The sequence below is a fragment of the Methylobacterium sp. Leaf361 genome, from assembly GCF_001424445.1.
GTDB lineage: Bacteria > Pseudomonadota > Alphaproteobacteria > Rhizobiales > Beijerinckiaceae > Methylobacterium.
Genome location: NZ_LMPY01000012.1, coordinates 118,117 through 142,571, shown reverse-complemented (window position 1 = coordinate 142,571; position 24,455 = coordinate 118,117). Strand labels below are relative to the sequence as shown.

The window sequence follows — 24,455 nt, the reverse complement described above, 5'->3', positions numbered from 1 at the left end:
CGTGCCCGGGTGCCTGGGCGGCCTCAGGGCGCCTCGCTCGCGAGATCCGGGCTCCGGGTGCCGCAGGCCCGGCAGAAGCGCTCGAAGGTGCTCTTGCGCTGCGCGCAGGACGGGCAGTGCGCGAAGATGCCGAGCCCGCAATGGGGGCAGAAATTCGTGCTCGCGTCGTCGAGGGCGATCGGCCGCTCGCAGCCCGGGCACGCCTTCTTGGCGAGGCGCGCCAGGGCCTGGTCGGTGGCGATCTCGGTCCGCCGCTCGGCGTCCGGGCGCGCCTCCACTACGGCCTGCCGGGCGCGGTAGGCGTGCAGCGCGTTGATCGCCGCCCGGCCCGCGACCAGGGTGACGATCACGCCGACGCCGTACTGCACGTAGCCGCCGTAGCTCGGCATGTAGGGCACGAGCTCGACGAAGAACGCGAAGGCCGCCGCGAAGGCGAAGCCCCACACGAAGGGCCAGTTGCGGGTGCGGCGGCGCTTGAGCAGGAGCCATCCGGCGAGGGCCAGCAGCGGCAGGGTCAGGGCGAGGCGATAGCCGAAGACGCGCAGCTCCTGGCCGCGCTCGGCCGCGTCGAGGCGCGTCTGCGCGGCGGCCCGCAGATCGGTGTCCACGCGCAGCTGCGCCGCCTCGCGCTCCGACAGGTCGAGCCCCGTCCGCGCCAGGGCAGCGAGCCGCTCCTCGATGGTGCGCTCGGCGGCCTTCAGCGCGTCGAGCTGCTGCGTGCGCGCGATGAGCCCGGGATCCTGGTCGACCCGCTGCGTGGCGTCGCGGGTCTTCAGCCAGTTGGCGAAGGTCTCGCGCGCGCCCTCGGAGGCGGCCTGCGCAGCCTCGAGGGCGAGCTGGTCCTGCTCGACCGTCCGGCGGTTGTCGTCCTGCTCCCGGCGGATCTGCTTGAGGGCCTCGGCCGACGCCGTGCCCTGGTCGGTGTCGAGGAACTGGTCGAGAGTGTAGCGGTGCTCAACCTGCGGCAGATCGCCGACGACCAGCGAGCCGAGCCCGATCAGGAACCACGCGAAGACCAGCGCGACGAGCCAGAGCGCCAGCGTGAACCAGCGCTCGGAGAGCCTTGAACCGGACCGCACGCGAATCGACCTCACTCAAAACCGAAGCGGGTCCTTATACCGCGTGACGCCCCCGGGATATGCCGGCTGATCCGGCGGCGGGACCCGCGGGCGCGATCGCTGGCATCCGCCCGGGTGCGGCGTTGCGCCCGGGAACGTCGCTGACCGCGCCGCCTTTCCCGGCGGTGTGCTCGGCGGAGCGCGCTGCCCCTCCAATCGGGACTGAACCCACATGCTGACACTCGCGCGCGGATCGGCGACGCTCCTGGCTCTCTCTGCTGTCCTGGCCGCAGGGCCGGCCCTGGCTCAGGGCAAGCCCCTGCCGCCGCCCGCCACAGACGCGATGCCGCCCGTGGAGCTGACGATTAGCCTGAAGGACGGCAAGCCGGTCTGCGACCCGGCCGAGCTCAAGCTTCCAGCCGACACCAACGTCGCGCTGAAGATCGTGAGCAGCGCCGACGCGCCGGTGACGATCACCGCGCCCGGGCAGTTTGAGAACGGCCTCGTGCTGCACGCCGACGGAGACCTCGTGCATGTCGCCAGCGAGAAGGGCTACACGGTCAAGCAGAACGGCAAGGGCACGCTGCGCCTGCGGACGATGAAGGCCGGGCAGGAGGAGTACGCCTGCACCAGCACGCGCAACGCCGACGCGCCCTTCAAGGGCAAGCTCGTCCTGAGCCCGCCCGCGAACTGAGCCCCTGAGTACCGGCGCGGCCATGGCCGAGGATCGCTCCGACGGGCGGCTCAGCGTCTACTACGACGGCGGCTGCCCACTGTGCCGGGCCGAGATCGACCAGTATCGCCGGTGCGCCGGCGCGGACCGGCTCGCCTTCGTCGATGTCGGCTCCGGGGCGCCCGAGCCGGCGCTCGGCGCGGATCTCGACCGAGCCCGGGCCCTGCGCCGCTTCCATGTCCGGACCGCGGACGGGCAGCTGATCTCCGGCGCCGCCGCGTTCGCGCGCCTCTGGCGGACTCTGCCCGGCTGGCGCTGGCTCGGTCGCCTGGTCGACCTGCGCGTCCTCGGTGTCCGGCCGATTCTGCCGGTCGCCGAGCTGGCCTACCGGCTGTCGCTGCCGGTGCGGCCGCGCCTGGCCCGGCTGATGGCCCGCCGCCGGTGAGCCGATGGCGACCCGCTGCGTCCACTATGTCGGCTTCCGGGACGACCGGTACTGGAACGCCTACCGGATCTTCGGCGGCCCGCGCGTGATCCACCGGCGCTGGGATTTCTACGCGACCCGCGACGTCGGACCGGACGACGTGGTGGTGTTCGCCGAGGGTGACGAGACGCAGCCCGTCGCGGACCGGAACGCCACGGACCTCGACGAGCGCTGGCTGTAGCGGTCACGCGGGGCGTGCCCGGGTCGGGAAACGCGCTCCCATGGACGCCGCCGCGCCTTCGTGCCGGAGGAAACCCCAGCACCTTAAGAGGTATTGCGCCCTCACAAGAATTCGCGAGAGTAGCGGTGAGCTTCCACTCGCAATCGAGGAGGTCCGCGGTGGTCGAGATCCGTATGTCGGAGGACAACGACGGCCGCTGGACGGTCTACGCGCCGGGGCTGGTGGTCACCGATCTGACGCACGAGGAAGCCCAGGCATTCGCGGCGAGCTACCGGCGCGTCACCGCAGCGTGATCGGGAAAAGCCCGCGCGGCCGTGCCGGCGGGTTTGCCTGGATCCCGGAGGAACGTCACGCCGCTGCGAGTAGGGCGCGATCGAAGCGCGGGGCACGAAAAAACCGCCGCGGCCGGAGCCGGGCGGTTCGAGGTGATCTCGCTGGGGGAATGTCGAGACCTCGTCTACGCGCGGGATGGCAGCGCGGTTCCGGTCTCCAGGTCGAACGGTGCCCCCTGAGGCCCGGACAACCACTCCTACAGCCGTGCCTCCCCGCCGCCCCGTCATCTGCGACGCGATCGCATGGCTCGCCACGGCCGCGTCGTTCGGCCAAGGAAACGGTGGCGCAGCACCGGGGCCGGTCGGTCGAACGGGGCGACTGATACGCGGACAGTGGGTCGGGCTTTGAAAGCCCGAGAGGCGCTGCGGGCGCCCGCATCCTCGGTCCGCGGATCCCGGACCCTAGAAACAACAAAGCCCGCCAATGCGTTGGCGGGCTGCTGTCATGCATTTGGTGCCCAGGAAAGGACTCGAACCTTCACCTCTCGCGAGACTGGTACCTGAAACCAGCGCGTCTACCAATTCCGCCACCTGGGCTCGCCGTCGGCCATCGGCCGGCGACGGCTCCGTTTAGGCAACGGAGCCGCCGGCGTCAATCGCGATTTCAGCCCTGCGGCCACTCCCGGATGTCGACGAAGTGCCCGGTGACCGCCGCGGCCGCCGCCATGGCCGGGGACACGAGGTGCGTGCGTCCGCGGGGACCCTGGCGGCCCTCGAAGTTGCGGTTCGACGTCGAGGCGCAGCGCTCGCCCGGACGCAGCTTGTCCGGGTTCATGCCGAGACACATCGAGCAGCCCGGCTCGCGCCAGTCGAAGCCCGCCGCCTTCAGGATCTTGTCGAGACCCTCGGCCTCGGCCTGGGCCTTCACGAGGCCGGAGCCCGGCACGATCATCGCCGAGACGCCCTCGTGCACCTTCCGGTCGCCGACGACCCGCGCGACCTCGCGCAGATCCTCGATGCGGCCGTTGGTGCAGGAGCCGATGAAGATCCGGTCCAGGGTGATGTCGGTGATCCGGGTGCCCGGCGTCAGGCCCATGTAGGCGAGCGCCTTCTCCTTCGACTGCCGCTTGTTCTCGTCGGCGATCTCGGACGGGTCCGGCACGCGGCCCTGGATCGAGATCACGTCCTCGGGGCTCGTGCCCCAGCTGACGATCGGCGGCAGGTTGGCCGCGTCGAGACGCACCTCGCGGTCGAAATGCGCGCCCGCGTCGGTGACGAGGCTCTCCCAGTAGCGGCGGGCCGCGTCGAAGGCGGCGCCCTTCGGCGCCTTCGGGCGGTCCTTCACGTAGGCGAAGGTCGTCGCGTCGGGGGCGACCATGCCGGCGCGGGCGCCACCCTCGATCGACATGTTGCAGATCGTCATCCGGCCCTCCATCGAGAGCGCGCGGATCGCCTCGCCGGCATACTCGATGACGTGGCCGGTGCCGCCGGCGGTCCCGATCTCGCCGATGATCGCCAGGATGATGTCCTTCGCGGTCACGCCGGGCGGCAGCGTGCCATCGACGGAGACGCGCATGTTCCTGGCCTTGCGCTGCACCAGGGTCTGGGTGGCGAGCACGTGCTCGACCTCCGAGGTGCCGATGCCGTGGGCCAGCGCCCCGAAGGCGCCGTGCGTCGAGGTGTGCGAATCGCCGCACACGATCGTCTGGCCGGGCAACGTGAAGCCCTGCTCGGGGCCGATGATGTGGACGATGCCCTGGCGTCGGTCGAGGGCGTCGTAGAACTCGATGCCGAAGTCGCGCACGTTCTCGGCGAGCGCTTCGAGCTGCGTGCGGCTCTCGGGATCCTCGATGCCCTGCGAGCGGTCCGAGGTCTGGACGTTGTGGTCCACGACGGCCAGCGTCTTCTCCGGATGGCGCACCTTGCGGCCGGCCACGCGAAGACCCTCGAAGGCCTGCGGGCTCGTCACTTCGTGGACGAGGTGCCGGTCGATGTAGAGGAGGCTGGAGCCGTCCGGTTGGACATCGACGACGTGGTCGTCCCAGATCTTGTCGTAGAGGGTGCGCGGGCTGGTCATCGGTCTTCGTCTTCGGCGATTGGGGTCGGTGCAGAACTCTCGCGATGATGCGTGGTCCTTAGTAGGCATCGCGCGCGGTTTTCGAAAGAGGCGAGCCCTGTGCCGGCCGAACGGCCGCCCGGCTGATCCGCGCGGTTGTCACCGCCGGCCACTCCTGCGCGCTGGCGCCCCACCCCGCACAGGCTCTATGCCGGGACGGGGGAGGCGGCCGACACCGACGCGCGGCCGAACGTGGGAGTGAACGATGGCTGAGGCCCCGGTCGAGATCCTGTTGCTCCGGAAGATGCACCCGCTCGTGGAGAAGGCCTTCGCGGGGCGGTACGGGGTCCACCGGCTGGCTGAGGCCGCGGACCCGGAGGCCCTGCTCGCCGAGATCGGCCCGCGGATCCGGGCGCTCTGCGTCGGCGGCGGGGTGGACGGGGCGCTGATGGACCGGCTGCCGAACCTCGAGCTGATCGCGAATTTCGGCGTGGGCTACGACGCCGTCGACGCCGCTGGGGCGCAGCGGCGCGGGATCGTCGTCACCAACACGCCGGACGTCCTCACCGACGAGGTCGCCGACCTCGCCCTCGGCCTCACCCTCGCTACCCTGCGGCGGATCCCCCAGGCCGACCGCTACCTGCGGGACGGCCACTGGCCCAAGGCGCCCTTCCCGCTCACGGCATCGCTGCGCGGGCGGCGGGTCGGCATCCTCGGTCTCGGCCGGATCGGGCGGGCGATCGCCCACCGCCTGGAGAGCTTCGGCGTCGCGATCGACTATCACGGCCGCAGCCGGCAGGCCGACATACCCTACACGTATCACGATACGTTGATCGGCCTCGCCCGCGCGGTCCACATCCTCATCGTGGTGGCGCCCGGCGGCGCCGACACGCGCAACCTCGTGGACGCGGCCGTGCTGGAGGCGCTCGGTCCCGAGGGCATCCTGATCAACGTCGCCCGGGGCACCCTGGTCGACGAGGCGGCGCTGACCGCGGCGCTGAAGGCGGGCACGATCCTCGGCGCCGGCCTCGACGTCTTCGAGAACGAGCCGCACGTGCCCGCGGACCTCGCCGCCCTCGACAACACGGTGCTGCTGCCGCATGTCGGGTCGGCCTCCGAGCACACCCGCGCGGCGATGGCCCAGCTCGTCGTCGACAACGTCGTCTCGTGGTTCGAGGGACGGGGTCCGCTGACGCCCGTCGCCGAGACACCCTGGAGACCGACCGCGTGAGACAGGCTCGGGCCGCCCTGCTGGCCGCATCGGCGCTGATCGCGACCGCCGCGATCGTCCGGCCGGCCGCCGCCCAGGACGTGCCCGCCGCCACCGAGGAGGCCGCACCGCCGTCCCCTCCTCCGGCCGCGGAGACGCTCGCGGCGCCCCCGGCTCCGACCGCGCCGCCGAGCCTCCCCGAGAAGCTCGGGCAGGTGCCTGGAACCTGGGACCTGTCGCGGGACGGCACCAACCGCCGCTGCGTCATGACGCTGGTGCTCGACAGCGGCGAGGCGGGGCAGCGGCTGCGCTTCCCGGCCGGATGCCGACGGGCCTTGCCGGTCCTGAACAGCGTCGCCGGCTGGCTCTTCGTCGACGGGGCCGTCCGCCTCGTCGACCGCAACGTCCGCCCGGTCCTCGATTTCGCCAAGCGGCCGGACCAGCGCAGCCTCGTCGCCCAGGCCGAGGGCGGCGAGCGCTACAGTCTCGTTCCCCTCGACATCGTCGCGATGCGGCCGGCCGACGCGGCCGCCGCGCCCGAGACCGCGCCGACGGATCCGGCGAGCCCGGCCCCCTCCCCGCTCCAGACCGCGGCCCCGGTGCCGGCCGAGCTGCAGCCGCCGGCGACCGCCTCGGCCGCGACCGCCTCGGCGGCGCCGGCGCCGGGGCTCTACGCCCTCGACCGCTTCCAGCAGCGCGACACCTGCCGGATCAACCTCGACGGCACCGGCGGCGGCGTGCGCATCGTCCCCGGCTGCCACGACAGCGGCCTGGAGGTGTTCGATCCGGTGCGCTGGCGCTACGCGAAGGGCCGGATGACGCTGACCGCCAAGCGGGGCCACAGCATCGACCTCGTGCCGAGCGGCGACGGCCGGTGGCGGCGCGATCCCGAGGTCGGCACCACCTTCGTCCTGCGCCGCGTCGATTGAGCGCACCGCGCGGCGGCGACCGCGCGCTCGATGACGGGCGCGTCAGCGCGACGAGCCGCGCCCGTCCTGGACCGGCAGCATCCGCTCCAGCAGACCGTCGCGGCGGATGACCAAGTGCCACGCCGTGCCGGCGACGTGCAGCAGGACCAGGGCGTAGACGAGCCACTGGCCGAACACGTGGATCGACTCGAAGATCTTCTGCGTCGCGTCGTCCTTCGGCAGTCCCGGGATCGTGAACAGCCAGAAATACGGCGTGTCGCGCCCGGACAGCGCGCTGAGCAGGTAGCCGCTGATCGGCATGATCAGGAAGATCGCGTAGAGCAGGAAATGGTTGATGCGCCCGATCAGCGTCAGCAGCCGGGGCGCCTGCGGGTCCGGCGGCGCGGGCCGGATCATCCGCCAGAGGATCCGCACGACCACGATCGCCAGGATCGTCAGGCCGACCGACTTGTGCAGCACGAACATGCTGCCCTTGGCGGGCGTCGGCGGCAGGCTGATCGCGACCCAGGCCAGCGGCAGCACCGCCAGGACGAGGGCGGCGTTCAGCCAGTGCAGCGCCTGCGAGACCGGGTGGTAGCGCGGCAGTCCGGATGCCGTGACGTAGGTGGCGGGCAGCGCGGTCGGCGCCTTGCCGGCCGTGAGCGGAGAGCCTGACATGATCCCTCGCGGAAGAGCGTGGTCCCTCTGCGATCTAGGGCCCGCCTCCGGCCGGAATAGTCTCCCGTCAGACGGATACGCCGGTCGCGGTCGCCCGCGACACGTCGAGCAAGGCGGCGAGTTCCGTGGCCGCGGCGCGCAGCCGGATCGCCACGGTCTCGTCGACGATGCGGCCGTCCACCAGGTCGTCCGACCCGGCATAGACCGAGGTCGGCGCGACGTGGGCCGCGAAGAAGCCGAACAGGGGTCGGAGCCCGTGCTCGACCACCAGGGCGTGGCGCAGGCCCCCGCCCGTGGCGGTCAGCGCCACCGGCATGCCGATCATCCGGGCCGGGTCGACGAAGTCGAAGACGTGTTTGAACAGCCCGGCATAGCCGCCCTGGTAGACAGGCGTCCCGACGATCAGCGCGTCCGCCGCCTCGATCGCCTCGACGAGGCGCGCGGCGGGCGCCGAGAGGTCGTCCCGCTGCGTCGCGCCGAGGCCCGGGCCGGCATCCATCAGGTCGTACACGGCGAGGTCGATCCCGCGCAGGCGACCGAGTTCGGCGCCGAGGGCCTCGACCAGGATGCGGGTGCGCGAGGGTCGCTTGGCGCTGCCCGAGAAGGCGACGACGCGGGCACGGCTGGGCTTCACACTCGACTCGACACTCACCACGAAACCTTCCGCCGCAGCACGCCCTGATCCGGGACTCCGAACACCCTGGCGCATGCGCGGCACGCGACGCGGGTCGATTCGACGGTAACGCATTCCCGCGCCGGATAAAGCCTCGGCGCGGCCGCGCGGGCGGCGGTTCGGCGGGACCGTCTCGGCGGATCCGTCATCCGCGGAGCCGCCAGACGTGGCTGCGCTTGATCTCGGAATCCTCCAGCGCGCGCGAGACCGGAACCTCGTAGGTCGCGAGGCAGTCGAGGCGGTCCCGCGGAAGGTAGGTGCGGCCCGGATCGCCGATCAGCACGGTGACGCCGCGCGCTTGCAGGCGAACGAGCCAGGCGGTCACGGCCTCGGCGAGGTCGCGCTCGTAGAACACGTCGGCCGCCAGGACGAGGTCGGCCCGGGGATCCGTGGCGAGGAGATCGTCGGCGATCGCGGCGACGCGGTCGCCGACGCCGTTGGCCGCGGCGTTCAGCCCGATCGCCGCGACGGCGAAGGGGTCGAGGTCGCTGGCGACGACGTGGCGCGCCCCGGCGCGGGCCGCCGCGATCGCGACGAGGCCGGACCCCGAGGCGAAATCCACCGCGCGCGCGCCGTCCGCGACGTCCGGGTTGTCGAGGACGTAGCGGGCGAGCGCCTGGCCGCCCGCCCAGGCGAACGCCCAGAACGGCGGCGGCAGCCCGATCGCCTGCAACTCCTCCTCGGTCCGCTGCCAGAGATCGGTCGCCTCGTCGGCGACGTGCAGGCGGATCTCGGGCGCGTGGGGGACGGGCAGCAGGCGGGTGTTGTCGCGGATGAAGCCGGCGGGATCGTCCGGTGCGCGCACGGTCAGGCCTCCAGCAGGTCGCGCCACACGGCGCGGACCTGGTCGGTCACCGCGGTCTCGGTGAAGCCCCCGGTCTCGATCCGCGCCCGCGCGGCCGCGCCCAGGCCGGCGACGAGACCGGCATCGCCGCTCAGGCGCGCCAGCGCGGCGGCCAGAGCCGGCGCGTCGTCCGGGGGAACGAGCAGGCCCTCGACGCCGTCGCGCACGAGGCTGCGGCAGCCCGGGACGTCGGACGCGACCAGCGCCCGGCCGCAGGCGGCGGCCTCCAGCAGCGTCCGCGGCAGGCCCTCCCCGCCGCGCGAGGGCAGGCAGGCGACGTGGTGGCCGGCCCAGACCCCCGCGACGTCGGTCGTCGGCCCGTGCCAGACGATGCCGTCGCGGCTCCAGGCGCGCAGGGTGTCGGCGCCGATCGCCCGCCGGTTCGACGGGTCCGGCGCGCCGTACAGCGCCAGCTCCACCGGCGCGCCCTGGCTCCGGGCGAGGCGGACGGCCTCGACGGCGACGTCGATCCCCTTCGACCACAGCATCCGGGCGACGACGGCCACCCGCAGCGGCGGCATCGGCGGCAGCGGCTGCGGGACGAGGATCGCGGGATCGACGCCGGCGCCGCCCACCACGGTCACCGACCGGTCGAGCGGGTCCAGGCCCAGGGCCAGGGCGTCGTCGGGGTTCTCGAAGAGGAAGCGCGTCCGCGACGAGGCCAGCGGCCCCCGGATCAGCGCCCGCAGGGCGAGGCGTGCCGCCCGGCCGAGGCGGTCGCTCCGGGCGCCGACGAGGCCGAGGCCGGTCAGGGCGAAGACGCGAGACGGGATGCCCGCCATGGCGGCGGCCGTGCCGCCGACCAGGATGCCGCGCAGGGCGATGCAGTGGACGATGTCGGCCTTCAGCGCCTTGAGGATCGCCGCGAGCTGCCCGGCCGCGTAGCCCGCGGCCATCGGGTTGAGGCTCGCCCGCTCGGCCTCCAGGTTGACGACCTGCGCGCCGGTCGCCTCGATGGCGGCCCGGTGGAGGCGGACCCGCGTCACCACGGCGACCGAGAGACCCATGCCGACGGCGGCGCGGGCCATCGGCAGGAAATGCGAGGCGAAGAACCAGTCCTCGGTCACCACGAAGACCAGGCGGCGCATCGGAACGGGCAGGTTCCCGGGTTCGGCATCGGACTGCATCCGTTCCCTCTAGCACGGCGGCGGGGCCCGTCCTGCGACGGATGTGCAGGCCCGGAACGGCGATCCCGTGCCGCCGGTTGTCCAAGGCCTTCTCGCCGGGCGAGGCAGCCCGGCGGCGTCGATGGGAGGGGCTGTTCATGGCGTGCGTCGAGACGGCGGAGAGCGGCGGAGACCTCCGCGCCGCGGCCGAGGAGGCCGGGCTCGTCTACGTCGATGACGGCCGGCCCGGGCTGACCCGCCGCCGCAGCGGCACCGGCTTCCGCTACTGCGACGCGAAGGGCGCGCCGGTGCGCGACAGGGCCGTGCTGGCCCGCATCCGCGGCCTCGCGATCCCGCCGGCCTACACGGATGTCTGGATCTGCCCGCGCCGCAACGGCCACATCCAGGCGACGGGCCGCGACGCTAAGGGGCGCAAGCAGTACCGCTACCACCCGGATTTCCGGCAGGCGCGGGAGGCGAACAAGTTCTCGCGGATCATGGCCTTCGCGGACGCGCTGCCGGGCATTCGCCGGCGCGTCGACGCCGACATGAGGCGGCCGGGCCTGCCCCGCGACAAGGTGCTGGCCACCGTGGTCCACCTGCTCGAGACCACGCTGATCCGCGTCGGCAACGACGATTACGCGCGGACCAACAAGAGCTACGGCCTGACGACCCTGCGCGATCCCCACGTCCGGGTCGAGGGTTCGGCCCTGTCGTTCCGCTTCAAGGGCAAGAGCGGCAAGACCTGGGACGTGTCGCTGAAGGACCGGCGGGTCGCCCGGATCGTCAAGGCCTGCCAGGACCTGCCGGGCCAGGAGCTGTTCCAGTATCTCGACCCGGACGGCACCCAGCGCGACGTCACCTCCTCGGACGTGAACGCGTACCTGCGTGAGATCACCGGCGAGGACTTCACCGCCAAGGATTTTCGGACCTGGGCCGGCACGGTGCTGGCGGCGCTGGCGCTGCGGGAGTTCGAGAGCTTCGACAGCGAGGCCGGAGCCAAGCGCAACATCCGCGCGGCCATCGAGAACGTCGCGGGCCGCCTCGGCAACACGCCGACGATCTGCCGCAAGTGCTACATCCACCCGCAGATCCTCGACTGCTACCTGGAGGGCGGCCTGCTCCTGCAGGTGAAGGACGCGGTCGAATCGGAGCTGAGCGAGGACCTGTCGAGCCTGCGGCCCGAGGAGGCGGCGGTGCTGGGACTCCTGCAGGCGCGCCTCTCCGCCGCCGAGGACGCCGTCAAGGCCGGAGGTCGGGTCAAGCCGGCGGCCGCTCGGAAACGCGGGGCGAAGACGCCAGAGCGGTCCAAGAGCGGGACGGCAGCCAAGCGCGCGTCCGGTGCCCGGAAGGCGGCCGCGGCCGCTTAGGGGGGCGGTCTCGCCGAGACCGCCCGATCCCCCTCTCAGTGCCGGGACTGGTTGTCGTTGCCCGAGGACCGGTTGTCGGTGCCGCGCCGAACCTGATCGCTGGAATCGACCACGGGGGCCAGGCCGAGCTGGCGGGCCAGAGAGACCAGGTCCTTGAGCCGGCCGGTCTGGGTCTTGCGCCGCAGGTTGAGCCGGTGGGTCTCCACCGTGCGCACGCTGAGCGCCAGCCGCCGCGCGACCTCCTTGTTGCTGAACCCGGAACTCAGGAAGCGCAGCACCTCGGCCTCGCGGGGCGTCAGCCCGAGGCTCTCGCCCGCCTCCGGCGGCATCGCCACAGGCTGCTCCGGCGGGACCAGCACGTCCGAGCCTTCCGCCAGGGCGAGCAGCGCCGCGCCGAGGTCCCGCGGCGACTTGGAGCGCGCCACGAAGGCGTCGGCGCCGGCGGCCAGCAGGGCGCGGAGGTCGTCCGCCGTCAGCGCGCCGAAGGCGACCAGCGTGCGGAGCGCCGGCTGGCGCTCCTTCAAGGCGACGATGCGGGCGATCCCGTCGGCCAGCCGGATCTCGTCGAGGAAGACCAAGGCGACGCTGCTGCCGGCGTCGGCGCGGTCGAGATCTGCCTCGCCGATGGTGTGGAATTCGGGCATGTGCTCGAGGGTGGCGCGAACCGTCGCGCTCAGGTCCTCCGGCTCATCCAGGATCAGGACGCCAACGGCCGTACTCATGACCTCGCACCTCTCTCTCCCGGCTTGATACAGGCGGCCGGGATCGAAGGCGAAGTTCCAAGATCCGTTCCAGCAACAACTCGCGAATATTAAGCTTTATATTGGCCGAATCGCTCCCCAGAAACGGATACTCGGCGAATCAATGCGCCGATCTGGGACGACGGTGGGACACCGCTCGACGGACTGTGCCGATCCGGGACGGGCGGTCCGGTTCAGCCCGCGACGGCGCGGATAGCCTCGCTCTGATCCGGCACCACCCGGTTCCGGCCGCCGCCCTTCGCCGCGTAGAGCGCGACATCGGCCCGCTTGACCAGGGCCTCGACGCTGTCGCCGTCGCACCACGTGCTGACGCCGAAGCTGCAGCTCAGCGCGATCGGACCCCGCGCCCCGCTGATCCGCAGGGCCTGGACGTCGGCGCGCAGGCGCTCGGCCTGCGCCACGGCCTCCGCGAGCCCGTGGCCGGGCAGGATGACGGCGAATTCCTCGCCGCCGAGGCGTCCCGCGATCCCGGCACCGGCGATCAACTCGGCCACGGCCTTGATCGCCACGTCGCCGACATCGTGCCCGTGCTCGTCGTTGATGCGCTTGAAGTGATCGATGTCGAGGAGGATCGCCGAGACGGCGCCCGGTCTCGGGTCTCGCGCCGCGGCGGCCCGCGCGCGCTTGAAGAAGGCACGCCGGTTGTAGGAGCCGGTCAGCGGGTCCGTCTCGGCGAGGCGGATCAGCTCCTCCTGCATGGTGGTCAGGCGCTCGGCCGCGCGCAGGCGCGCGTTCAGCTCCTCGGCGCTCGGCGGCTTCTCGATGAAGTCGTCGGCGCCGCTGTCGAGAGCCTCGGCCAGGCTGCGGACGTTGCGGGCCGACGACATGGTGATGACGTGCAGCGGCCCGCGGGATTCGGCGAGGAGCCGGGCCGACCAGCAGAGCTCGAGCCCGCAGAGCGGCCGCACCTCCAGGCTGGTGATGAGGACCCGGACCGCGGGCGTCGCCGCCAGGAACTCCAGCGCCCGCTCCGAATCCGTGAACGGGTGCACCGCGTGGCCGCGCGGCTCGATCAGGGACGCGATGATCTGCAGCACGACGCGGCTCGAGTCGACGATGACGATCTGCATGGCGTGACCCGCACCCGATATCCGCGGTGTAAGCTGGAAGGCTTAACCGCCCCCCAACGGAGCTGAACCCCGGTATGAGCGTGGCCATTACCACTCCGGATCGGCGCTATATCGTTGTCCGGGCGCGTCTGTGGCGCCGCGCGAATCCCGACCTGTCGGAAACCTGTCGGGCCGCGCTGGTGCAGCGCCTGATGGCGGCGCGCCGGGGCGTGAAGGAGGCCAAGCGGGCCGAGCGCGCGGACGAGCCGGGCGCCGCGGAGGCGCTCGCCGCCGCCAGGGCCGAGGTCGATGCGGCGAAGGTCGGACTCGGCGAGCGCGGCCCGGTCTGGTGGACGGACGGCGCGCCCGACCTCAACCGGCACCTCGTCCGCAACACGCCCTACGCGGCGTGGTTCGCGGCGCTCAGCGCCGGGGAACCTGAACCGCGATGACCCGGGCCCCCGCGACCGGGTCGGCCCCGACGGCGCGCGCGCCGCGGCGGCCGTAGGGGGCGGCGTTGATCACCGTCAGGGTCGGCTCGGCCGCCGGAGCGGCCGGGATGCCGGTCACCGTCGGGACGCCGTAGGTGCCGTAGCTCCAGGGCGTGGGCACGATCTGGGTCGGGCGCGGCACGCGGGTCAGCGGGGCGCCGATATAGGTGCCCCGCACGAACTCGCCGGCAAAGCCCGGATCGGCGGCGTAACCGGGCGCGTAGGCGACCGGAGCGTAGGGATCAGCGCTCCGGAAGGTCTGCGCCGACGCGGGCGCCGCCGCCGCCAGAGCGAGCAGGGTCACGATCGTCCGGTTGGCCATGGGTCCGGCTCCGAGGGGTGTCGGCGGGCGCGGTGCGCTCCGGGTGCTGGGCCAACAGACCGGATCATTGGCCGTTCCGCGTCTCCAGTCGCGCAGAGTGCGTAACGGTCCCGTCATGCCCAGCCGATCGGCCCCCGGGTGCGCACCGGTCAGCGGCAGGTGGTGATCCGCCGGACCACCCAGCCCTCGCCCTCGATCCACAGACGGCGGCGGGCCCGGCTGCAGGTGACGTCGTCCTCCCGCTCCGCCGATACGGGATGGACCTGCGGGTTGGCCTCGGCGACCTTGGTCTCGGCCGGACCGTTGGCGGCCTGAGCCGCGAGCGGAACGGCGAGCATGACGGTGCCGGCTGCGGCGGCAGCGATCGTACGGAGTTTCATCGGGGAGAAGCGCCCTGCGGCCATGCTTGGAGGTTTGGTCCAGGAATGCGCGGGCCGGCGGTTCGGTTGCATCCCGGTTGCGTCGATCGCGACGGCCCGTGCGCTCGCTCACATCGCCGGTGGCGCCACACGGGCTGACGCCCGGCCACGACACCTGGCCACGACACTTGGCCACCTTGCCCGGCCGCGGCGCTTAGACTTCCCGGCTTTCACGGGTAAGGAAGAACAAAACCGGACGCGCCGGTGCCCAGCCGTCCTGCGAGACCGCCCATCGCGGGCCGCGGCACGGTCCACGAAGCAGGGTTCATGAGCAAGTCGAAGCCTCCGACCAACGCGCTCCTGACACCGGAGAAGCGCACCGAGGACGTCGATCAGACGATCCGCCCCCTGAGCCTTGCCGAGTTCATCGGTCAGCGCGCGGCGCGGGCGAACATGCAGGTGTTCATCGAGGCGGCGAGGAAGACTGGGCAGGCGCTCGACCACGTGCTGTTCGTCGGGCCGCCCGGGCTCGGCAAGACCACGCTCGCCCAGATCGTGGCGCGCGAACTCGGCGTGAACTTCCGCTCGACCTCCGGGCCGGTGATCGCCAAGGCCGGGGATCTGGCCGCCCAGCTCACCAACCTGGAGNCACGCGCTCTCCCAGCTGAGCTATGGCCCCAAAGGGTCACGCCCGGGCTCGGCAAGACCACGCTGGCGCAGATCGTGGCGCGCGAACTCGGCGTGAACTTCCGCTCGACCTCCGGGCCGGTGATCGCCAAGGCCGGGGATCTGGCCGCCCAGCTCACCAACCTGGAGGAGCGCGACGTCCTGTTCATCGACGAGATCCACCGGCTCAACCCGGCGGTCGAGGAGATCCTCTACCCGGCCATGGAGGATTACCAGCTCGACCTGATCATCGGCGAGGGCCCGGCGGCGCGCTCGGTCAAGATCGAGCTGCCGAAGTTCACGCTGGTCGGCGCCACGACGCGAGCGGGGCTGCTGACGACGCCGCTGCGCGACCGGTTCGGGATCCCGATCCGCGATCACGCCGCGCACCAAGGCGATCTTCTGCGAATCGATCGCCAATCCGGCGGCGCGCTCGGTCAAGATCGAGCTGCCGAAGTTCACGCTGGTCGGCGCCACGACGCGAGCGGGGCTGCTGACGACGCCGCTGCGCGACCGGTTCGGCATCCCGATCCGGCTGGAGTTCTACGAGATCGACGAGCTGGAGCAGATCGTGGCGCGCGGCGCGCGGGTGCTGGGTCTGGGCATGTCGGCGGAGGGSGCCAACGAGATCGCCCGTCGGGCGCGGGGCACGCCGCGGATCGCSGGGCGGCTCTTGCGGCGGGTGCGGGACTTCGCGGTGGTGGCGGAGGCCGAGACGGTGACGCGGGCGATCGCCGACCGGGCGCTGCAGCTCTTGGACGTGGACGGGGCAGGTCTCGACGTGATGGACCGCAAGTACCTGAGCCTGATCGCGCGTTCGTTCGGGGGCGGGCCGGTGGGCATCGAGACGATCGGGGCGGCGCTGTCGGAGCCGCGGGACGCGATCGAGGACATCATCGAGCCCTACCTGATCCAGCGCGGCTTCGTGCAGCGCACACCCCGCGGACGCGTCCTCACCCGNCTGTCGGAGCCGCGGGACGCGATCGAGGACATCATCGAGCCCTACCTGATCCAGCGCGGCTTCGTGCAGCGCACACCCCGCGGACGCGTCCTCACCCGGCACGCCTACCGGCACATGCAGATGCCGGAACCGAAGCGCGAGACGCCCGGGCAGTTCGGCTTCTTCGGTGACGGAGAGCCCTGAGGACCGGTCAACGCGTCTCCATGCATTGAATTCGGACCAGCATTTCACCGGGGACATGCTCCGGACGGGCGGTGCTGCGCGCAGCGCCATGGTGGGTTCCGCGTCGCGACCTCGGCAAGTCGCTGCCGGAACAGCCGTTTTTTCGACGGTCTCGAAACAATATTGCCAAGCTTAGGCGGGCGTCTCGCCGATCACGTACGTGTAAAAACTGCCGGAGTGCGTGGAACAGCGCCGAAACGCGACAGTTGGGGAGGCGACCGCGCCGGGTTCGCTCGGCGCCGGCAAGGCTGTCCCGATCAGGGTCCTGCCCTCCGATCGCGGCAGATCTTCGCGATCTCAAGAACAACGTCAGGGATAAACTTCCGCCATGAAGAAACTCACGCTCGCCGTGCTCGGCCTGTCCGTCGCCGCCATCTCGGCGCCCGCCTTCGCGCAGGACGCCCTGCCGATCCGCGTGCTGCCCTTCGCCAATCAGGACGGCGTCGGCGCCGCCGCGACCGAGACGCCCGCCTTCCGGGCCGAGGCGCTGCGTTCGGACGCCGCCAGCATCGAGGCGAGCCGGATCGCCCTCCAGCGGTCGCGCAACCCCCGGGTCCGCAACTACGCCAACCGCGTCCTCGTCGAGCGCAAGGCGACCACCGACGCGCTGCTGCCGCCGAACACCTCCCTCACCCGCAACGGCTCGGTGGTCTCCGACAACCAGGGCATCCGCACCGACCTGAGCAACCCGGTCGGCCTGGTGCTCGCGCCGGTGACGGTGGCCGCCAACATCGGCACCGGCATCGTCGGCGGCGCCCTCGGCGCGGTCGGCATCGTCGACAACAGCCCGGCCGAACCGGGCCGCCGCGTGGCCCTCGGCGAGCGCGGACAAGCGCGTCTGGCGCAGCTCCAGGCGGCCCCGAACGGCCGGGCCTTCGACCGGACCTACATCGACCAGCAGGCCCGCTCGGACGCCCGCACCCTGGCGCTCTACGACGCCTACGCCAAGCAGGGCGACAACGCCCAGGGCCGCAAGTTCGCCACCGAGGCCCTGCCCTACATCGCCGACGAGCACGCCCACTCGGCGAGCCTCGCGGCCCGCATCGGCGGCTGAGCGCCGCGCATGGCGTGATCTGCGCGAGGGCCGCCCCAGGGCGGCCCTCGTCGTGTTGCGCCGTCGCACCGCCCGTCGCTAAAGGGGCGCATGAGCGCGATCGAGCCCGCCAGTGACGGACCCGCGGAGGACGGTGCCCCGCACCACCGGATGGGCGTGCGCGTCTACTACGAAGACACAGACTTCTCCGGCTTCGTCTACCACGCCAGCTACCTGCGCTTCCTCGAGCGCGGCCGCACCGAATTGCTGCGGGAACTCGCCGGCGACCAGTCGGACCTGCACCGCGACGCACGCGGCCTCGTCTTCGTGGTGCGGCGCATGAGCCTCGATTTCCTCCGGCCGGCCCGGATGGACGACCTGCTGACCGTCGTGACCCGCACGCGCGCCCTGCGCGGCGCCTCGATGCAGCTCGCCCAGGACGTCCGACGGGGCGACGAAGTGCTGGTCTCCGCGGAGGTCACGGTCGCCTGCGTGCGGGACAGCCGCGCCGTCCGCCTCCCGGACGCGCTGCGGCGGCGGCTCGCGCCCGGCGAGGCCGCCTAGACCTCAGCCGGCCCGCGCCGGGTCGGCCTCGCAGAGCACCCGCGCGAAGGCGTTGACGATGGTCAGCACGTCGTACTCGACCGAGACCAGCTGGTAGCCCATCCCGACCATCTCCCGGGCGCGCGCCGGCGACGGCGCGAAGGCGCAGGGAATCTTGCCCGCCGCCCGGGTCTTGCGCGCGATCTCCCCGAGGGCCGCCGTGACTGCCGATCCCAGCGGGTCGATGGCCGCCCCCTTCGACAGGGCGATCGACAGGTCGGCGGGGCCGACCAGGACGCCGTCGATGCCCGGCACGGCGAGGATCGCCTCCAGGTCGGCGATCCCCGCCTCGGTCTCGCACATGGCGATCGTGAGCGCCCGATCGTTGGCGCCCGCGAGGTAGTCCGCGCCGTTCCGGAGCCCCGAGAGCCACATGGCCCGGTCCGGTCCCCAGCTCCGCTGCCCGACCGGCGGGAATTTCGCGGCCGCGGCCAGGGCCTCGGCATCCGCGACGGTGTTGATCATCGGCGCCACGACGCCGGCCGCGCCCGCGTCGAGCATCCGCGAGACCATGGCGAAGTCGCCCACCGGCACGCGCACCAGGGTCGATTTGCCGGCGAGGGCGACCTCGGTGATCGCCGCACACGACGTCTTGTAGTCGTAAGTGCCGTGCTGCTGATCCAGCAGGACGGCGTCGAAGCCGGCGCGCGCCAGGAAGCCGGCCAGCATCGGATCGGCGATCATGGACCAGCCCAGGAACCGGGCCGGGCCGGTGGGCAGCAGATCGGGCAGGCTGGGAACGGGGAGGGTCATGCGCGTCCTGCGTATCTCAGGGCTGTCGACTCGGCGCCGTGGGCCGCGACCATACGGGAGGCGCTTTCGGCAGGTCCAGCCCGGACGGCCCGTCGGACGGCGGCACATGCCTCAGGATCGCCCGGATCGAAACCGATCCTTAACCCTGCCGCGCCCTTAACGGAGGCGATGCCACGGCGGGGCGCGGGGGCCGTCGACGGCCCTTACTTTCGACAGATTCGCGGGCGACAGCGTTGATATCGCTCACGGATCCGACGGACGCGGGCCTCGCCCGGCGCATCGCGATCCGGAGCAGGAGACCTCGACGGATGAACCCAGCCGACGCGATGCAGGCCGCGCCTGTCGCCGACATGACGCTGCTCGGCCTGTTCCTGCAGGCCCACTTCGTCGTGAAGATCGTGATGATCGGGCTGCTCAGCGCCTCGATCTGGTGCTGGTCGATCATCGTCGACAAGACGCTGCTGTTCCGCCGGACTAAGGCCGAGATGGACGCGTTCGAGGACGCCTTCTGGTCCGGCCGCTCCCTGGAGGAGCTGTTCCGCTCGTTCAACGACCGGCCGGCCACGGGCCTCGCCGCTGTCTTCGTCGCCGCCATGCGCGAGTGGAAGCGCAGCTTCGAGGGCTCCGGTCGGCAGATCCAGTCGCTGTCGCAGCGCATCGAAAAGCAGCTCGACGTCACCATCCACCGCGAGGTCGAGCGGCTCGAGTCGCGCCTGCTGTTCCTCGCCTCGATCGGCTCGGCCGGCCCGTATATCGGCCTGTTCGGCACCGTCTGGGGCATCATGACCGCGTTCACCTCGATCGCGGCCTCGAAGAACACCTCGCTCGCGGTCGTCGCCCCCGGCATCGCCGAGGCGCTGTTCGCCACCGCCATCGGCCTGTTCGCCGCGATCCCGGCGGTGCTCGCCTACAACAAGCTCCAGGCCGAGGTTTCCAAGGCGCAGTCGCGGCTGGAGAGCTTCGCCGACGAGTTCTCCGCCATCCTCTCCCGCCAGATCGACGAGCGCCTGCCGCTCGCCGCCTGAACCGGCTGATCCAGAGGAGACCGATCCATGGGCATGGCAGCGGGCGCATCGCAGGGCGGCAAGCGCCGCCGGCGCCGGGGCCGCCGCGGCGGACCCATCAACGAGATCAACATGACGCCGTTCATCGACGTCGTGCTCGTGCTCCTGATCATCTTCATGGTCGCGGCGCCGATGATGACCGTGGGCGTGCCCCTCGACCTGCCGCAATCCAAGGCCTCGCCGCTCAATTCCGACGTGAAGCCGATCACCCTGTCGATCCGCCAGACCGGCCAGGTCTTCCTCGGCGAGGACGAGCTCACCGACGACTCGATCGTGCCGAAGCTCATGGAGACTGCCAAGTCCGGGACCGAGGAGCGCGTCTTCGTGCGCGGCGACAAGCGGGTCGATTACGGCCGCGTGGCGCAGGTGATGGCGATCGTGACCGGCGGCGGCTTCAAGAAGGTCGCCCTCGTCACCGAGCCTGAGCATCAGTAGGGCCGTCCCGTGGAGTTCCGCTTCGACCGCAAGGAACCGGGTGTCTGGATCTCCGCCGGCACCCACGTCGCGCTCCTCGCGCTGGCGCTGGTCAGCGTCGCGGCCCCGGCCCTGCCGGAGGCCCAGGAGGGCGTGCCCGTCGAGGTGATCACCGAGAACCAGTTCTCCGAGATCACAAAGGGCGAGCGTCAGGCCGACAAGCCGATGCCGAACGCCACCTCGCGGGCCGACCGCAAGGCCGAGAAGTTCGAGGACCGCGAGCCCGAGAATTCCAAGCAGGACGCGCCGACCGCCCCGACCCGCACGGCCGAGATGAAGCTCGCCAACGCGGACGAGATGCCGCTGCGCGCTGAGCCCGATCCGCAGGAGGCGGCCCAGGCCGCCAAGGCGGCGGAGAAGGCGGCGCAGGAGAAGCGCGACGCCGAGAAGGCTGCCGCCAAGGCGGCCGAGAAAGCGGCCGAGAAGGCCGCCGCGGAGAAGGCTGCCGCCGCCAAGGCCGAGGCGAAGGCCAAGGCCGAGGCGGTCGCGAAGGCCGAGGCCGAGAAGCGCGAGCAGCTCGAGAAGCTGATCGAGAAGCAGGAGGCCGAGGCCGCGGCGGCCGCCCAGAAGGCCGCCGCCGCGAAGAAGGCCGAAGCCGCCAAGGAAGCGGCCAAGAAGGCCGCCGACGCGAAGGCCAAGGCCGAGGCCGAAGCCGAGCGTCAGAAGGAGATCGCGGAGGCCAAGGCCGAAGCCGAGCGCGAGAAGGCGGAGGCCGCCGCCAAGGCGAAAGCTGAGGCCGCGAAGGCCGAGGCGGCCGCCAAAGCCGAGGCCGCCGCCAAGGCGAAGGCGAAGGCCATGGCGGACGCGAAGGCCAAGGCCGATGCCGAGGCCAAGGCGCGCAAGCAGGCCGAACTCGCCGACAAGTTCAACGCCGGCGACATCCGCTCGATGCTCGCCTCGAAGGCGCCGTCGCAGTCGACCGGCGCCACCGGCCACGCGGTGCAGAAGGTGGCGGCGCTCGGCGCCGCGACCGGCAACGCGCAGCGCCTCTCGCCGTCGCTGCGCGACGCCCTGGTCGGCCTGCTCCAGCAGCAGATCGAGCGGTGCTACTCGGCGCCCCCCGGCGCGGCCCAGGGCGTGGTCCTGCCGGTGCTCGACATCCGCCTGAACCCGAACGGCTCGCTCAGCACGGAGCCGCGGATCATGCGCGGCGGGGCGAGCGCGGTCGACCAGTCGATCGCGCAGGCCGCACTCCGGGCGGTCCGCCGCTGCGCGCCGTACAACATTCCGGCCACCTACGCGCCGTACTACAACGACTGGAAGGCCATCAACGCGGAGTTCGAGTTCACGGCGACCTGAGGTCTTCCAGCCAGTGTCCCGCCGTCCCCGCGTTCCCGTCTGATCGTCACTCGGATCCGACCCACCATGCTGCACCTCCCCTCCGTCGGGCGCCTCCTGACGTCCTATGCCACGCGCCTGCTCGCGCTCCTCGTGATGCTGACGGGCCTCCTGGCGGGGCCGGCCCAGGCGCAGCTGCAGCTGCGCATCGGCGGCGGCAACTTCCAGCCGATGCCCATCGCCATCGCGGATTTCGGCGGCGACCCGAGCCTCGCGGGCCTCGTCTCCGGCGTGGTCACCAACGACCTGCGCCGCTCCGGCTACTTCACGCCGCTCGACCACGCCCGCTTCCCCGAGCAGCCGAACTTCGACGCCGCGCCGAACTTCGAGAAGTGGCGCGCCACCGGCGTGCAGGGCCTCGTCACCGGCCGGGTCGTCCGCGAGGGCGGCCGGGTCAAGGTCGAGTTCCGGCTCTGGGACGTGACCAACGGCCAGCAGATGACCGGCCAGCAATACGGCACCGACGCCGCCAACGTCCGGCGCACCGGCCACCTGATCGCCGACGGGGTCTACACCAAGATCACCGGCCTCGGACCCTGGTTCGACAGCCGCATCGCCTTCGTGGACGAGACCGGTCCCAAGGAGAACCGCCGCAAGCGCCTGATGGTCATGGACCAGGACGGCGCCAATGTCCGGGCGATCACCACCGGCGAGATGTCGATCGTGGCCCCGCGCTACTCGCCAGCCACGCAGGACATCGCCTTCATGGCCCAGGCCACCGGCCACCAGCCGCGGGTGCAGATGATCAACCTGGAGACCGGCTCCCGCCAGGCGCTCGGCAACGTCGATTCGATGAGCGCGAGCCCGCGCTTCTCGCCGGACGGCCGCAAGATCGTGATGAGCGTCCAGCAGGGCGGCAACGCCGACATCGTCACGATGGACCTCGCCTCGAAGGCCCAGCGCTCGATCACCAACGGCATGGCGATTGACACCTCGCCGACCTACTCGCCGGACGGGTCGCAGATCGCCTTCGAGTCCGACCGCGGCGGCTCCCAGCAGGTCTACGTGATGGGGGCGGACGGCTCGAACCCGCACCGGATCACCTTCGGGCCCGGCTCGGCCTCGCAGCCGGCCTTCTCGCCCCGGGGCGACCTGATCGCCTACACCCGCCAGCGCAACGGCGGCTTCGCCATCTGCGTCTCGAAGCCCGACGGCTCCGGCGAGCGCGTGCTCACCGAGGGCTTCCACAACGAGGGCCCGACCTTCGCGCCGAACGGCCAGTACGTGCTGTTCTTCCGCGATCCGGGCGGCCAGGGCGGCGGCAAGCTGTTCATGGTCGACATTACCGGCAAGGTGGAGCAGCCGGTCCCGACGCCCGCCTACGCGTCCGACCCGACCTGGTCGCCGCTGCTGTCGGGCCGCTGAGCGCGTCGCGGAGCCCGGCTCACGAGGCGGGCTCCGGGACCGTTCCCGATCCTGGTGCAACGGTTCGGCAGGACGGCAGCTCCGGTCGAGAGAGCTGCGCCTTACCCCTCTCCCCTACACGGGAGAGGGGACCCGCGTTTCGTGCGGCGCCGGCTCGCGGGGCCACGATCGCCACGGCCGTCATCCGGGACGCGTCGCGTCCCGAGCCGCGCGATGGCGCGCTAGCCCTGCATCATCAGCCGGTCGCGGGCCCTCAGCGCCGGGAAGAGCCTGCCCCAGAGCAGCGCGACCCCGACCGTCGCGGCGCCGCCGACCACCACCGCCGGGACCGCGCCGATCGCGGCGGCGAGCAGCCCCGATTCGAACTCGCCGAGCTCGTTCGAGGCGCCGATGAATACCGTGTTCACCGCCGAGACGCGGCCGCGCATCGCGTCCGGCGTCTCGCCCTGCACGAAGGTCTGGCGCACGTAGACCGAGATCATGTCGGCGGCGCCCGTGACGAACAGGCAGGCCATCGACAGCGGCAGCGACGTCGACAGCCCGAACGCGACCGTGGCGGCCCCGAATACCGCGGCGGCGCGGAGCATGCGCACGCCCGCGTGGCGCCGCAGGGGGTAGTTCGCCAGCAGCACCGCCATGGCGACAGCCCCGAAGGCCGGCATGCTCCGGAGCGCGCCGAGGCCGAGCGGGCCGACGTGCAAGACCTCCGCGGCGTAGATCGGCAGCAGCGCCGTGGCGCCGCCGAGCAGCACCGTGAACAGGTCGAGGCTGATCGCCCCGAGCACCACCGGCTGGGAGCGGATGTAGTCGATCCCGGCCGAGAGCGCCGCCCAGGTGATCGGCGGCCGCTCGCTCACCGCCGCCGGCCGGTAGCGGATCAGCAGGGTCAAGGCGCTGGCCAGGGCGAAGCTGCCCCCTGCCCCACCGAACACGACGGCGGGTCCGAGGGCGTAGAGGAAGCCGCCGAGCGCCGGCCCCATCACCGACGCGCTCTGCCAGAGGGACGCGTTCCACGCGATCGCCGAGCCGAAAAGCGGCCCGGGCACCAGGGTCGGGAGCAGCGCCTGCAGGGCCGGGTTGGCGAAGGCCCGGGCCGTGCCGACGACGATGACCAGGGCGTAGATCGGCCAGACGGAGTGCACGCCCGCGAGGGCGCAGGCGAGGAGGCCGAGGCTCGCGGCGCTCTGGAGCGCGAAGGCGGCGGCGCCGACGAGGCGCCGGTCGTAGGCGTCGGCGACGTGGCCGGTGATCAGCGCGCACAGCACCGCCGGCAGGAAGCCCGCGAGGCCCACGAGGCCCAGCGCCAGGGCGGAATGGGTCAGGTCGTAGACGTACCAGCCGATCGCCACCGCCTGCATCTGGTAGGCGAGGCCCGTGAGGAACCGGGCCGAGCCGAACAGGCGGAAGTCGCCGATGCCGAAGACGGCCCAGCCGGAACGATCATGCGCGGACATGCCTCCTGCTGCGCGGGACCGGCCGCG

Annotated in this window: 27 protein-coding genes, 1 tRNA gene and 2 pseudogenes; 17 read left to right on the top strand and 13 right to left on the bottom strand. The window is 72.1% G+C overall.

The window, feature by feature from the left end; translation table 11 throughout:
* Positions 1 to 23 precede the first annotated feature (23 nt).
* Positions 24 to 1,079, bottom strand: a complete 1,056-nt coding sequence (locus ASG32_RS10240) for a zinc ribbon domain-containing protein (RefSeq protein WP_056525360.1) — start codon at positions 1,077 to 1,079, stop codon at positions 24 to 26.
* Positions 1,080 to 1,290: 211 nt separating this feature from the next.
* Here ASG32_RS10240 and ASG32_RS10235 point away from each other — a divergent pair, with 211 nt between their 5' ends.
* The 4 genes from ASG32_RS10235 to ASG32_RS35590 all read left to right on the top strand — a co-directional run bounded on the left by ASG32_RS10235 (position 1,291) and on the right by ASG32_RS35590 (position 2,689).
* Positions 1,291 to 1,752: an anaerobic typically selenocysteine-containing protein gene (locus ASG32_RS10235; RefSeq protein ID WP_020095838.1), complete on the top strand. Its 462-nt coding sequence runs from the start codon at positions 1,291 to 1,293 to the stop codon at positions 1,750 to 1,752.
* 22 nt (positions 1,753 to 1,774) lie between these two features.
* On the top strand, positions 1,775 to 2,176 hold the full coding sequence (locus tag ASG32_RS10230) for a DUF393 domain-containing protein (RefSeq protein WP_056525358.1): 402 nt from the start codon (positions 1,775 to 1,777) through the stop codon (positions 2,174 to 2,176).
* 4 nt (positions 2,177 to 2,180) lie between these two features.
* Positions 2,181 to 2,396, top strand: a complete 216-nt coding sequence (locus ASG32_RS10225; RefSeq protein ID WP_012317770.1) for a hypothetical protein — start codon at positions 2,181 to 2,183, stop codon at positions 2,394 to 2,396.
* A 158-nt stretch (positions 2,397 to 2,554) separates the two neighbouring features.
* On the top strand, positions 2,555 to 2,689 hold the full coding sequence (locus tag ASG32_RS35590; RefSeq protein ID WP_280141570.1) for a hypothetical protein: 135 nt from the start codon (positions 2,555 to 2,557) through the stop codon (positions 2,687 to 2,689).
* Positions 2,690 to 3,180: 491 nt separating this feature from the next.
* Here the strand turns inward: ASG32_RS35590 and ASG32_RS10220 are convergent.
* Together ASG32_RS10220 and leuC are read right to left on the bottom strand one after the other, a co-directional pair.
* Positions 3,181 to 3,265 (bottom strand) — tRNA-Leu (locus ASG32_RS10220).
* A 67-nt stretch (positions 3,266 to 3,332) separates the two neighbouring features.
* On the bottom strand, positions 3,333 to 4,745 hold the full coding sequence (leuC, locus tag ASG32_RS10215; protein WP_042673866.1) for a 3-isopropylmalate dehydratase large subunit: 1,413 nt from the start codon (positions 4,743 to 4,745) through the stop codon (positions 3,333 to 3,335).
* A 244-nt stretch (positions 4,746 to 4,989) separates the two neighbouring features.
* Between leuC and ASG32_RS10210 the strand changes: the two genes are divergently transcribed.
* Entirely contained in the window at positions 4,990 to 5,955 is a 966-nt protein-coding gene (locus tag ASG32_RS10210; protein WP_056525355.1) for a 2-hydroxyacid dehydrogenase, read from the top strand.
* Positions 5,952 to 6,863 (top strand): AprI/Inh family metalloprotease inhibitor, encoded by a 912-nt coding sequence (locus ASG32_RS10205; RefSeq protein ID WP_056525352.1) that lies wholly within the window; start codon positions 5,952 to 5,954, stop codon positions 6,861 to 6,863. Before ASG32_RS10210 ends, ASG32_RS10205 begins: the two co-directional genes overlap by 4 nt.
* 42 nt (positions 6,864 to 6,905) lie before the next feature.
* Here the strand turns inward: ASG32_RS10205 and ASG32_RS10200 are convergent, their stop codons facing one another.
* The 4 genes from ASG32_RS10200 to ASG32_RS10185 form a co-directional block, all read right to left on the bottom strand.
* Positions 6,906 to 7,520, bottom strand: a complete 615-nt coding sequence (locus tag ASG32_RS10200) for a cytochrome b (protein ID WP_056525349.1) — start codon at positions 7,518 to 7,520, stop codon at positions 6,906 to 6,908.
* Positions 7,521 to 7,587: 67 nt separating this feature from the next.
* A complete protein-coding gene (locus tag ASG32_RS10195; RefSeq protein ID WP_056525347.1) occupies positions 7,588 to 8,154 on the bottom strand; it encodes an NAD(P)H-dependent oxidoreductase in 567 nt (188 codons plus the stop codon).
* A 184-nt stretch (positions 8,155 to 8,338) separates the two neighbouring features.
* Complete coding sequence (locus ASG32_RS10190) at positions 8,339 to 8,998, bottom strand: methyltransferase (RefSeq protein WP_056525344.1); 660 nt, start codon at positions 8,996 to 8,998, stop codon at positions 8,339 to 8,341.
* 2 nt (positions 8,999 to 9,000) lie between these two features.
* Positions 9,001 to 10,164 (bottom strand): glycosyltransferase, encoded by a 1,164-nt coding sequence (locus tag ASG32_RS10185; RefSeq protein WP_056525341.1) that lies wholly within the window; start codon positions 10,162 to 10,164, stop codon positions 9,001 to 9,003.
* 137 nt (positions 10,165 to 10,301) lie between these two features.
* On the opposite strand from ASG32_RS10185, the gene ASG32_RS10180 reads away from it, so the two are divergent.
* Positions 10,302 to 11,513: a DNA topoisomerase IB gene (locus ASG32_RS10180; RefSeq protein ID WP_056525338.1), complete on the top strand. Its 1,212-nt coding sequence runs from the start codon at positions 10,302 to 10,304 to the stop codon at positions 11,511 to 11,513.
* Positions 11,514 to 11,548: 35 nt separating this feature from the next.
* On the opposite strand, the gene ASG32_RS10175 is transcribed toward ASG32_RS10180, so the two are convergent.
* Positions 11,549 to 12,235 carry a response regulator transcription factor gene (locus ASG32_RS10175; RefSeq protein WP_020095849.1) on the bottom strand — a complete coding sequence of 229 codons (687 nt, stop codon included), beginning with the start codon at positions 12,233 to 12,235 and terminating at the stop codon, positions 11,549 to 11,551.
* 212 nt (positions 12,236 to 12,447) lie between these two features.
* Positions 12,448 to 13,344, bottom strand: a complete 897-nt coding sequence (locus ASG32_RS10170; RefSeq protein ID WP_056525335.1) for a diguanylate cyclase — start codon at positions 13,342 to 13,344, stop codon at positions 12,448 to 12,450.
* 74 nt (positions 13,345 to 13,418) lie between these two features.
* Between ASG32_RS10170 and ASG32_RS10165 the strand changes: the two genes are divergently transcribed.
* Complete coding sequence (locus ASG32_RS10165; protein ID WP_056525330.1) at positions 13,419 to 13,775, top strand: hypothetical protein; 357 nt, start codon at positions 13,419 to 13,421, stop codon at positions 13,773 to 13,775.
* Here ASG32_RS10165 and ASG32_RS10160 read toward each other — a convergent pair.
* The gene (locus tag ASG32_RS10160) at positions 13,747 to 14,136 is read right to left on the bottom strand and encodes a hypothetical protein (protein WP_056525327.1); all 390 of its coding nucleotides are present in this window, start codon (positions 14,134 to 14,136) and stop codon (positions 13,747 to 13,749) included. The two genes, ASG32_RS10165 and ASG32_RS10160, sit on opposite strands and share 29 nt — an antisense overlap.
* A gap of 149 nt (positions 14,137 to 14,285) precedes the next feature.
* The gene (locus tag ASG32_RS10155) at positions 14,286 to 14,516 is read right to left on the bottom strand and encodes a hypothetical protein (protein WP_026605348.1); all 231 of its coding nucleotides are present in this window, start codon (positions 14,514 to 14,516) and stop codon (positions 14,286 to 14,288) included.
* 306 nt (positions 14,517 to 14,822) lie between these two features.
* On the opposite strand from ASG32_RS10155, the pseudogene ASG32_RS32360 reads away from it, so the two are divergent.
* From ASG32_RS32360 to ybgC, 5 genes and pseudogenes are all read left to right on the top strand, one after another.
* Positions 14,823 to 15,143, top strand: a pseudogene (locus tag ASG32_RS32360) (AAA family ATPase); the annotation flags it as partial.
* 63 nt (positions 15,144 to 15,206) lie between these two features.
* Positions 15,207 to 16,121: pseudogene (locus ASG32_RS35790) on the top strand (Holliday junction branch migration DNA helicase RuvB); the annotation flags it as partial.
* 1 nt (position 16,122) lies between these two features.
* A partial coding sequence (locus ASG32_RS34990) for a Holliday junction DNA helicase RuvB C-terminal domain-containing protein (protein ID WP_280141569.1) occupies positions 16,123 to 16,305 on the top strand: 183 nt, incomplete at its 5' end.
* 367 nt (positions 16,306 to 16,672) lie between these two features.
* Complete coding sequence (locus ASG32_RS10135; RefSeq protein ID WP_042669273.1) at positions 16,673 to 17,398, top strand: DUF4142 domain-containing protein; 726 nt, start codon at positions 16,673 to 16,675, stop codon at positions 17,396 to 17,398.
* 90 nt (positions 17,399 to 17,488) lie between these two features.
* On the top strand, positions 17,489 to 17,941 hold the full coding sequence (ybgC, locus tag ASG32_RS10130) for a tol-pal system-associated acyl-CoA thioesterase (protein ID WP_056525319.1): 453 nt from the start codon (positions 17,489 to 17,491) through the stop codon (positions 17,939 to 17,941).
* A gap of 3 nt (positions 17,942 to 17,944) precedes the next feature.
* Here ybgC and ASG32_RS10125 read toward each other — a convergent pair whose 3' ends face one another.
* The gene (locus tag ASG32_RS10125) at positions 17,945 to 18,733 is read right to left on the bottom strand and encodes an aldolase/citrate lyase family protein (protein ID WP_056525316.1); all 789 of its coding nucleotides are present in this window, start codon (positions 18,731 to 18,733) and stop codon (positions 17,945 to 17,947) included.
* Positions 18,734 to 19,041: 308 nt separating this feature from the next.
* On the opposite strand from ASG32_RS10125, the gene tolQ reads away from it, so the two are divergent.
* From tolQ to tolB, 4 genes are all read left to right on the top strand, one after another.
* Positions 19,042 to 19,758, top strand: coding sequence for a protein TolQ (gene tolQ, locus ASG32_RS10120; RefSeq protein WP_012317751.1), 717 nt, complete (start codon positions 19,042 to 19,044; stop codon positions 19,756 to 19,758).
* A 27-nt stretch (positions 19,759 to 19,785) separates the two neighbouring features.
* Positions 19,786 to 20,232, top strand: coding sequence for an ExbD/TolR family protein (locus ASG32_RS10115; RefSeq protein ID WP_056525315.1), 447 nt, complete (start codon positions 19,786 to 19,788; stop codon positions 20,230 to 20,232).
* 9 nt (positions 20,233 to 20,241) lie between these two features.
* Complete coding sequence (gene tolA, locus ASG32_RS10110; protein WP_056525312.1) at positions 20,242 to 21,570, top strand: cell envelope integrity protein TolA; 1,329 nt, start codon at positions 20,242 to 20,244, stop codon at positions 21,568 to 21,570.
* Positions 21,571 to 21,636: 66 nt separating this feature from the next.
* A complete protein-coding gene (gene tolB, locus ASG32_RS10105) occupies positions 21,637 to 22,974 on the top strand; it encodes a Tol-Pal system beta propeller repeat protein TolB (RefSeq protein ID WP_056525309.1) in 1,338 nt (445 codons plus the stop codon).
* A gap of 221 nt (positions 22,975 to 23,195) precedes the next feature.
* Here tolB and ASG32_RS10100 read toward each other — a convergent pair whose 3' ends face one another.
* Complete coding sequence (locus ASG32_RS10100; protein ID WP_056525306.1) at positions 23,196 to 24,428, bottom strand: MFS transporter; 1,233 nt, start codon at positions 24,426 to 24,428, stop codon at positions 23,196 to 23,198.
* Positions 24,429 to 24,455: the final 27 nt, after the last annotated feature.

Coding starts and splice junctions, on each gene's coding strand:
- ASG32_RS10235 (WP_020095838.1), top strand. CDS start 1,291: ATGCTGACACTCGCGCGCGGATCGGCGACGCTCCTGGCTCTCTCTGCT.
- ASG32_RS10230 (WP_056525358.1), top strand. CDS start 1,775: ATGGCCGAGGATCGCTCCGACGGGCGGCTCAGCGTCTACTACGACGGC.
- ASG32_RS10225 (WP_012317770.1), top strand. CDS start 2,181: ATGGCGACCCGCTGCGTCCACTATGTCGGCTTCCGGGACGACCGGTAC.
- leuC (WP_042673866.1), bottom strand. CDS start 4,745: ATGACCAGCCCGCGCACCCTCTACGACAAGATCTGGGACGACCACGTC.
- ASG32_RS10210 (WP_056525355.1), top strand. CDS start 4,990: ATGGCTGAGGCCCCGGTCGAGATCCTGTTGCTCCGGAAGATGCACCCG.
- ASG32_RS10200 (WP_056525349.1), bottom strand. CDS start 7,520: ATGTCAGGCTCTCCGCTCACGGCCGGCAAGGCGCCGACCGCGCTGCCC.
- ASG32_RS10185 (WP_056525341.1), bottom strand. CDS start 10,164: ATGCAGTCCGATGCCGAACCCGGGAACCTGCCCGTTCCGATGCGCCGC.
- ASG32_RS10180 (WP_056525338.1), top strand. CDS start 10,302: ATGGCGTGCGTCGAGACGGCGGAGAGCGGCGGAGACCTCCGCGCCGCG.
- ASG32_RS10175 (WP_020095849.1), bottom strand. CDS start 12,235: ATGAGTACGGCCGTTGGCGTCCTGATCCTGGATGAGCCGGAGGACCTG.
- ASG32_RS10170 (WP_056525335.1), bottom strand. CDS start 13,344: ATGCAGATCGTCATCGTCGACTCGAGCCGCGTCGTGCTGCAGATCATC.
- ASG32_RS10165 (WP_056525330.1), top strand. CDS start 13,419: ATGAGCGTGGCCATTACCACTCCGGATCGGCGCTATATCGTTGTCCGG.
- ASG32_RS10160 (WP_056525327.1), bottom strand. CDS start 14,136: ATGGCCAACCGGACGATCGTGACCCTGCTCGCTCTGGCGGCGGCGGCG.
- ASG32_RS10155 (WP_026605348.1), bottom strand. CDS start 14,516: ATGAAACTCCGTACGATCGCTGCCGCCGCAGCCGGCACCGTCATGCTC.
- ASG32_RS10135 (WP_042669273.1), top strand. CDS start 16,673: ATGAAGAAACTCACGCTCGCCGTGCTCGGCCTGTCCGTCGCCGCCATC.
- ybgC (WP_056525319.1), top strand. CDS start 17,489: ATGAGCGCGATCGAGCCCGCCAGTGACGGACCCGCGGAGGACGGTGCC.
- ASG32_RS10125 (WP_056525316.1), bottom strand. CDS start 18,733: ATGACCCTCCCCGTTCCCAGCCTGCCCGATCTGCTGCCCACCGGCCCG.
- tolQ (WP_012317751.1), top strand. CDS start 19,042: ATGAACCCAGCCGACGCGATGCAGGCCGCGCCTGTCGCCGACATGACG.
- ASG32_RS10115 (WP_056525315.1), top strand. CDS start 19,786: ATGGGCATGGCAGCGGGCGCATCGCAGGGCGGCAAGCGCCGCCGGCGC.
- tolB (WP_056525309.1), top strand. CDS start 21,637: ATGCTGCACCTCCCCTCCGTCGGGCGCCTCCTGACGTCCTATGCCACG.
- ASG32_RS10100 (WP_056525306.1), bottom strand. CDS start 24,428: ATGTCCGCGCATGATCGTTCCGGCTGGGCCGTCTTCGGCATCGGCGAC.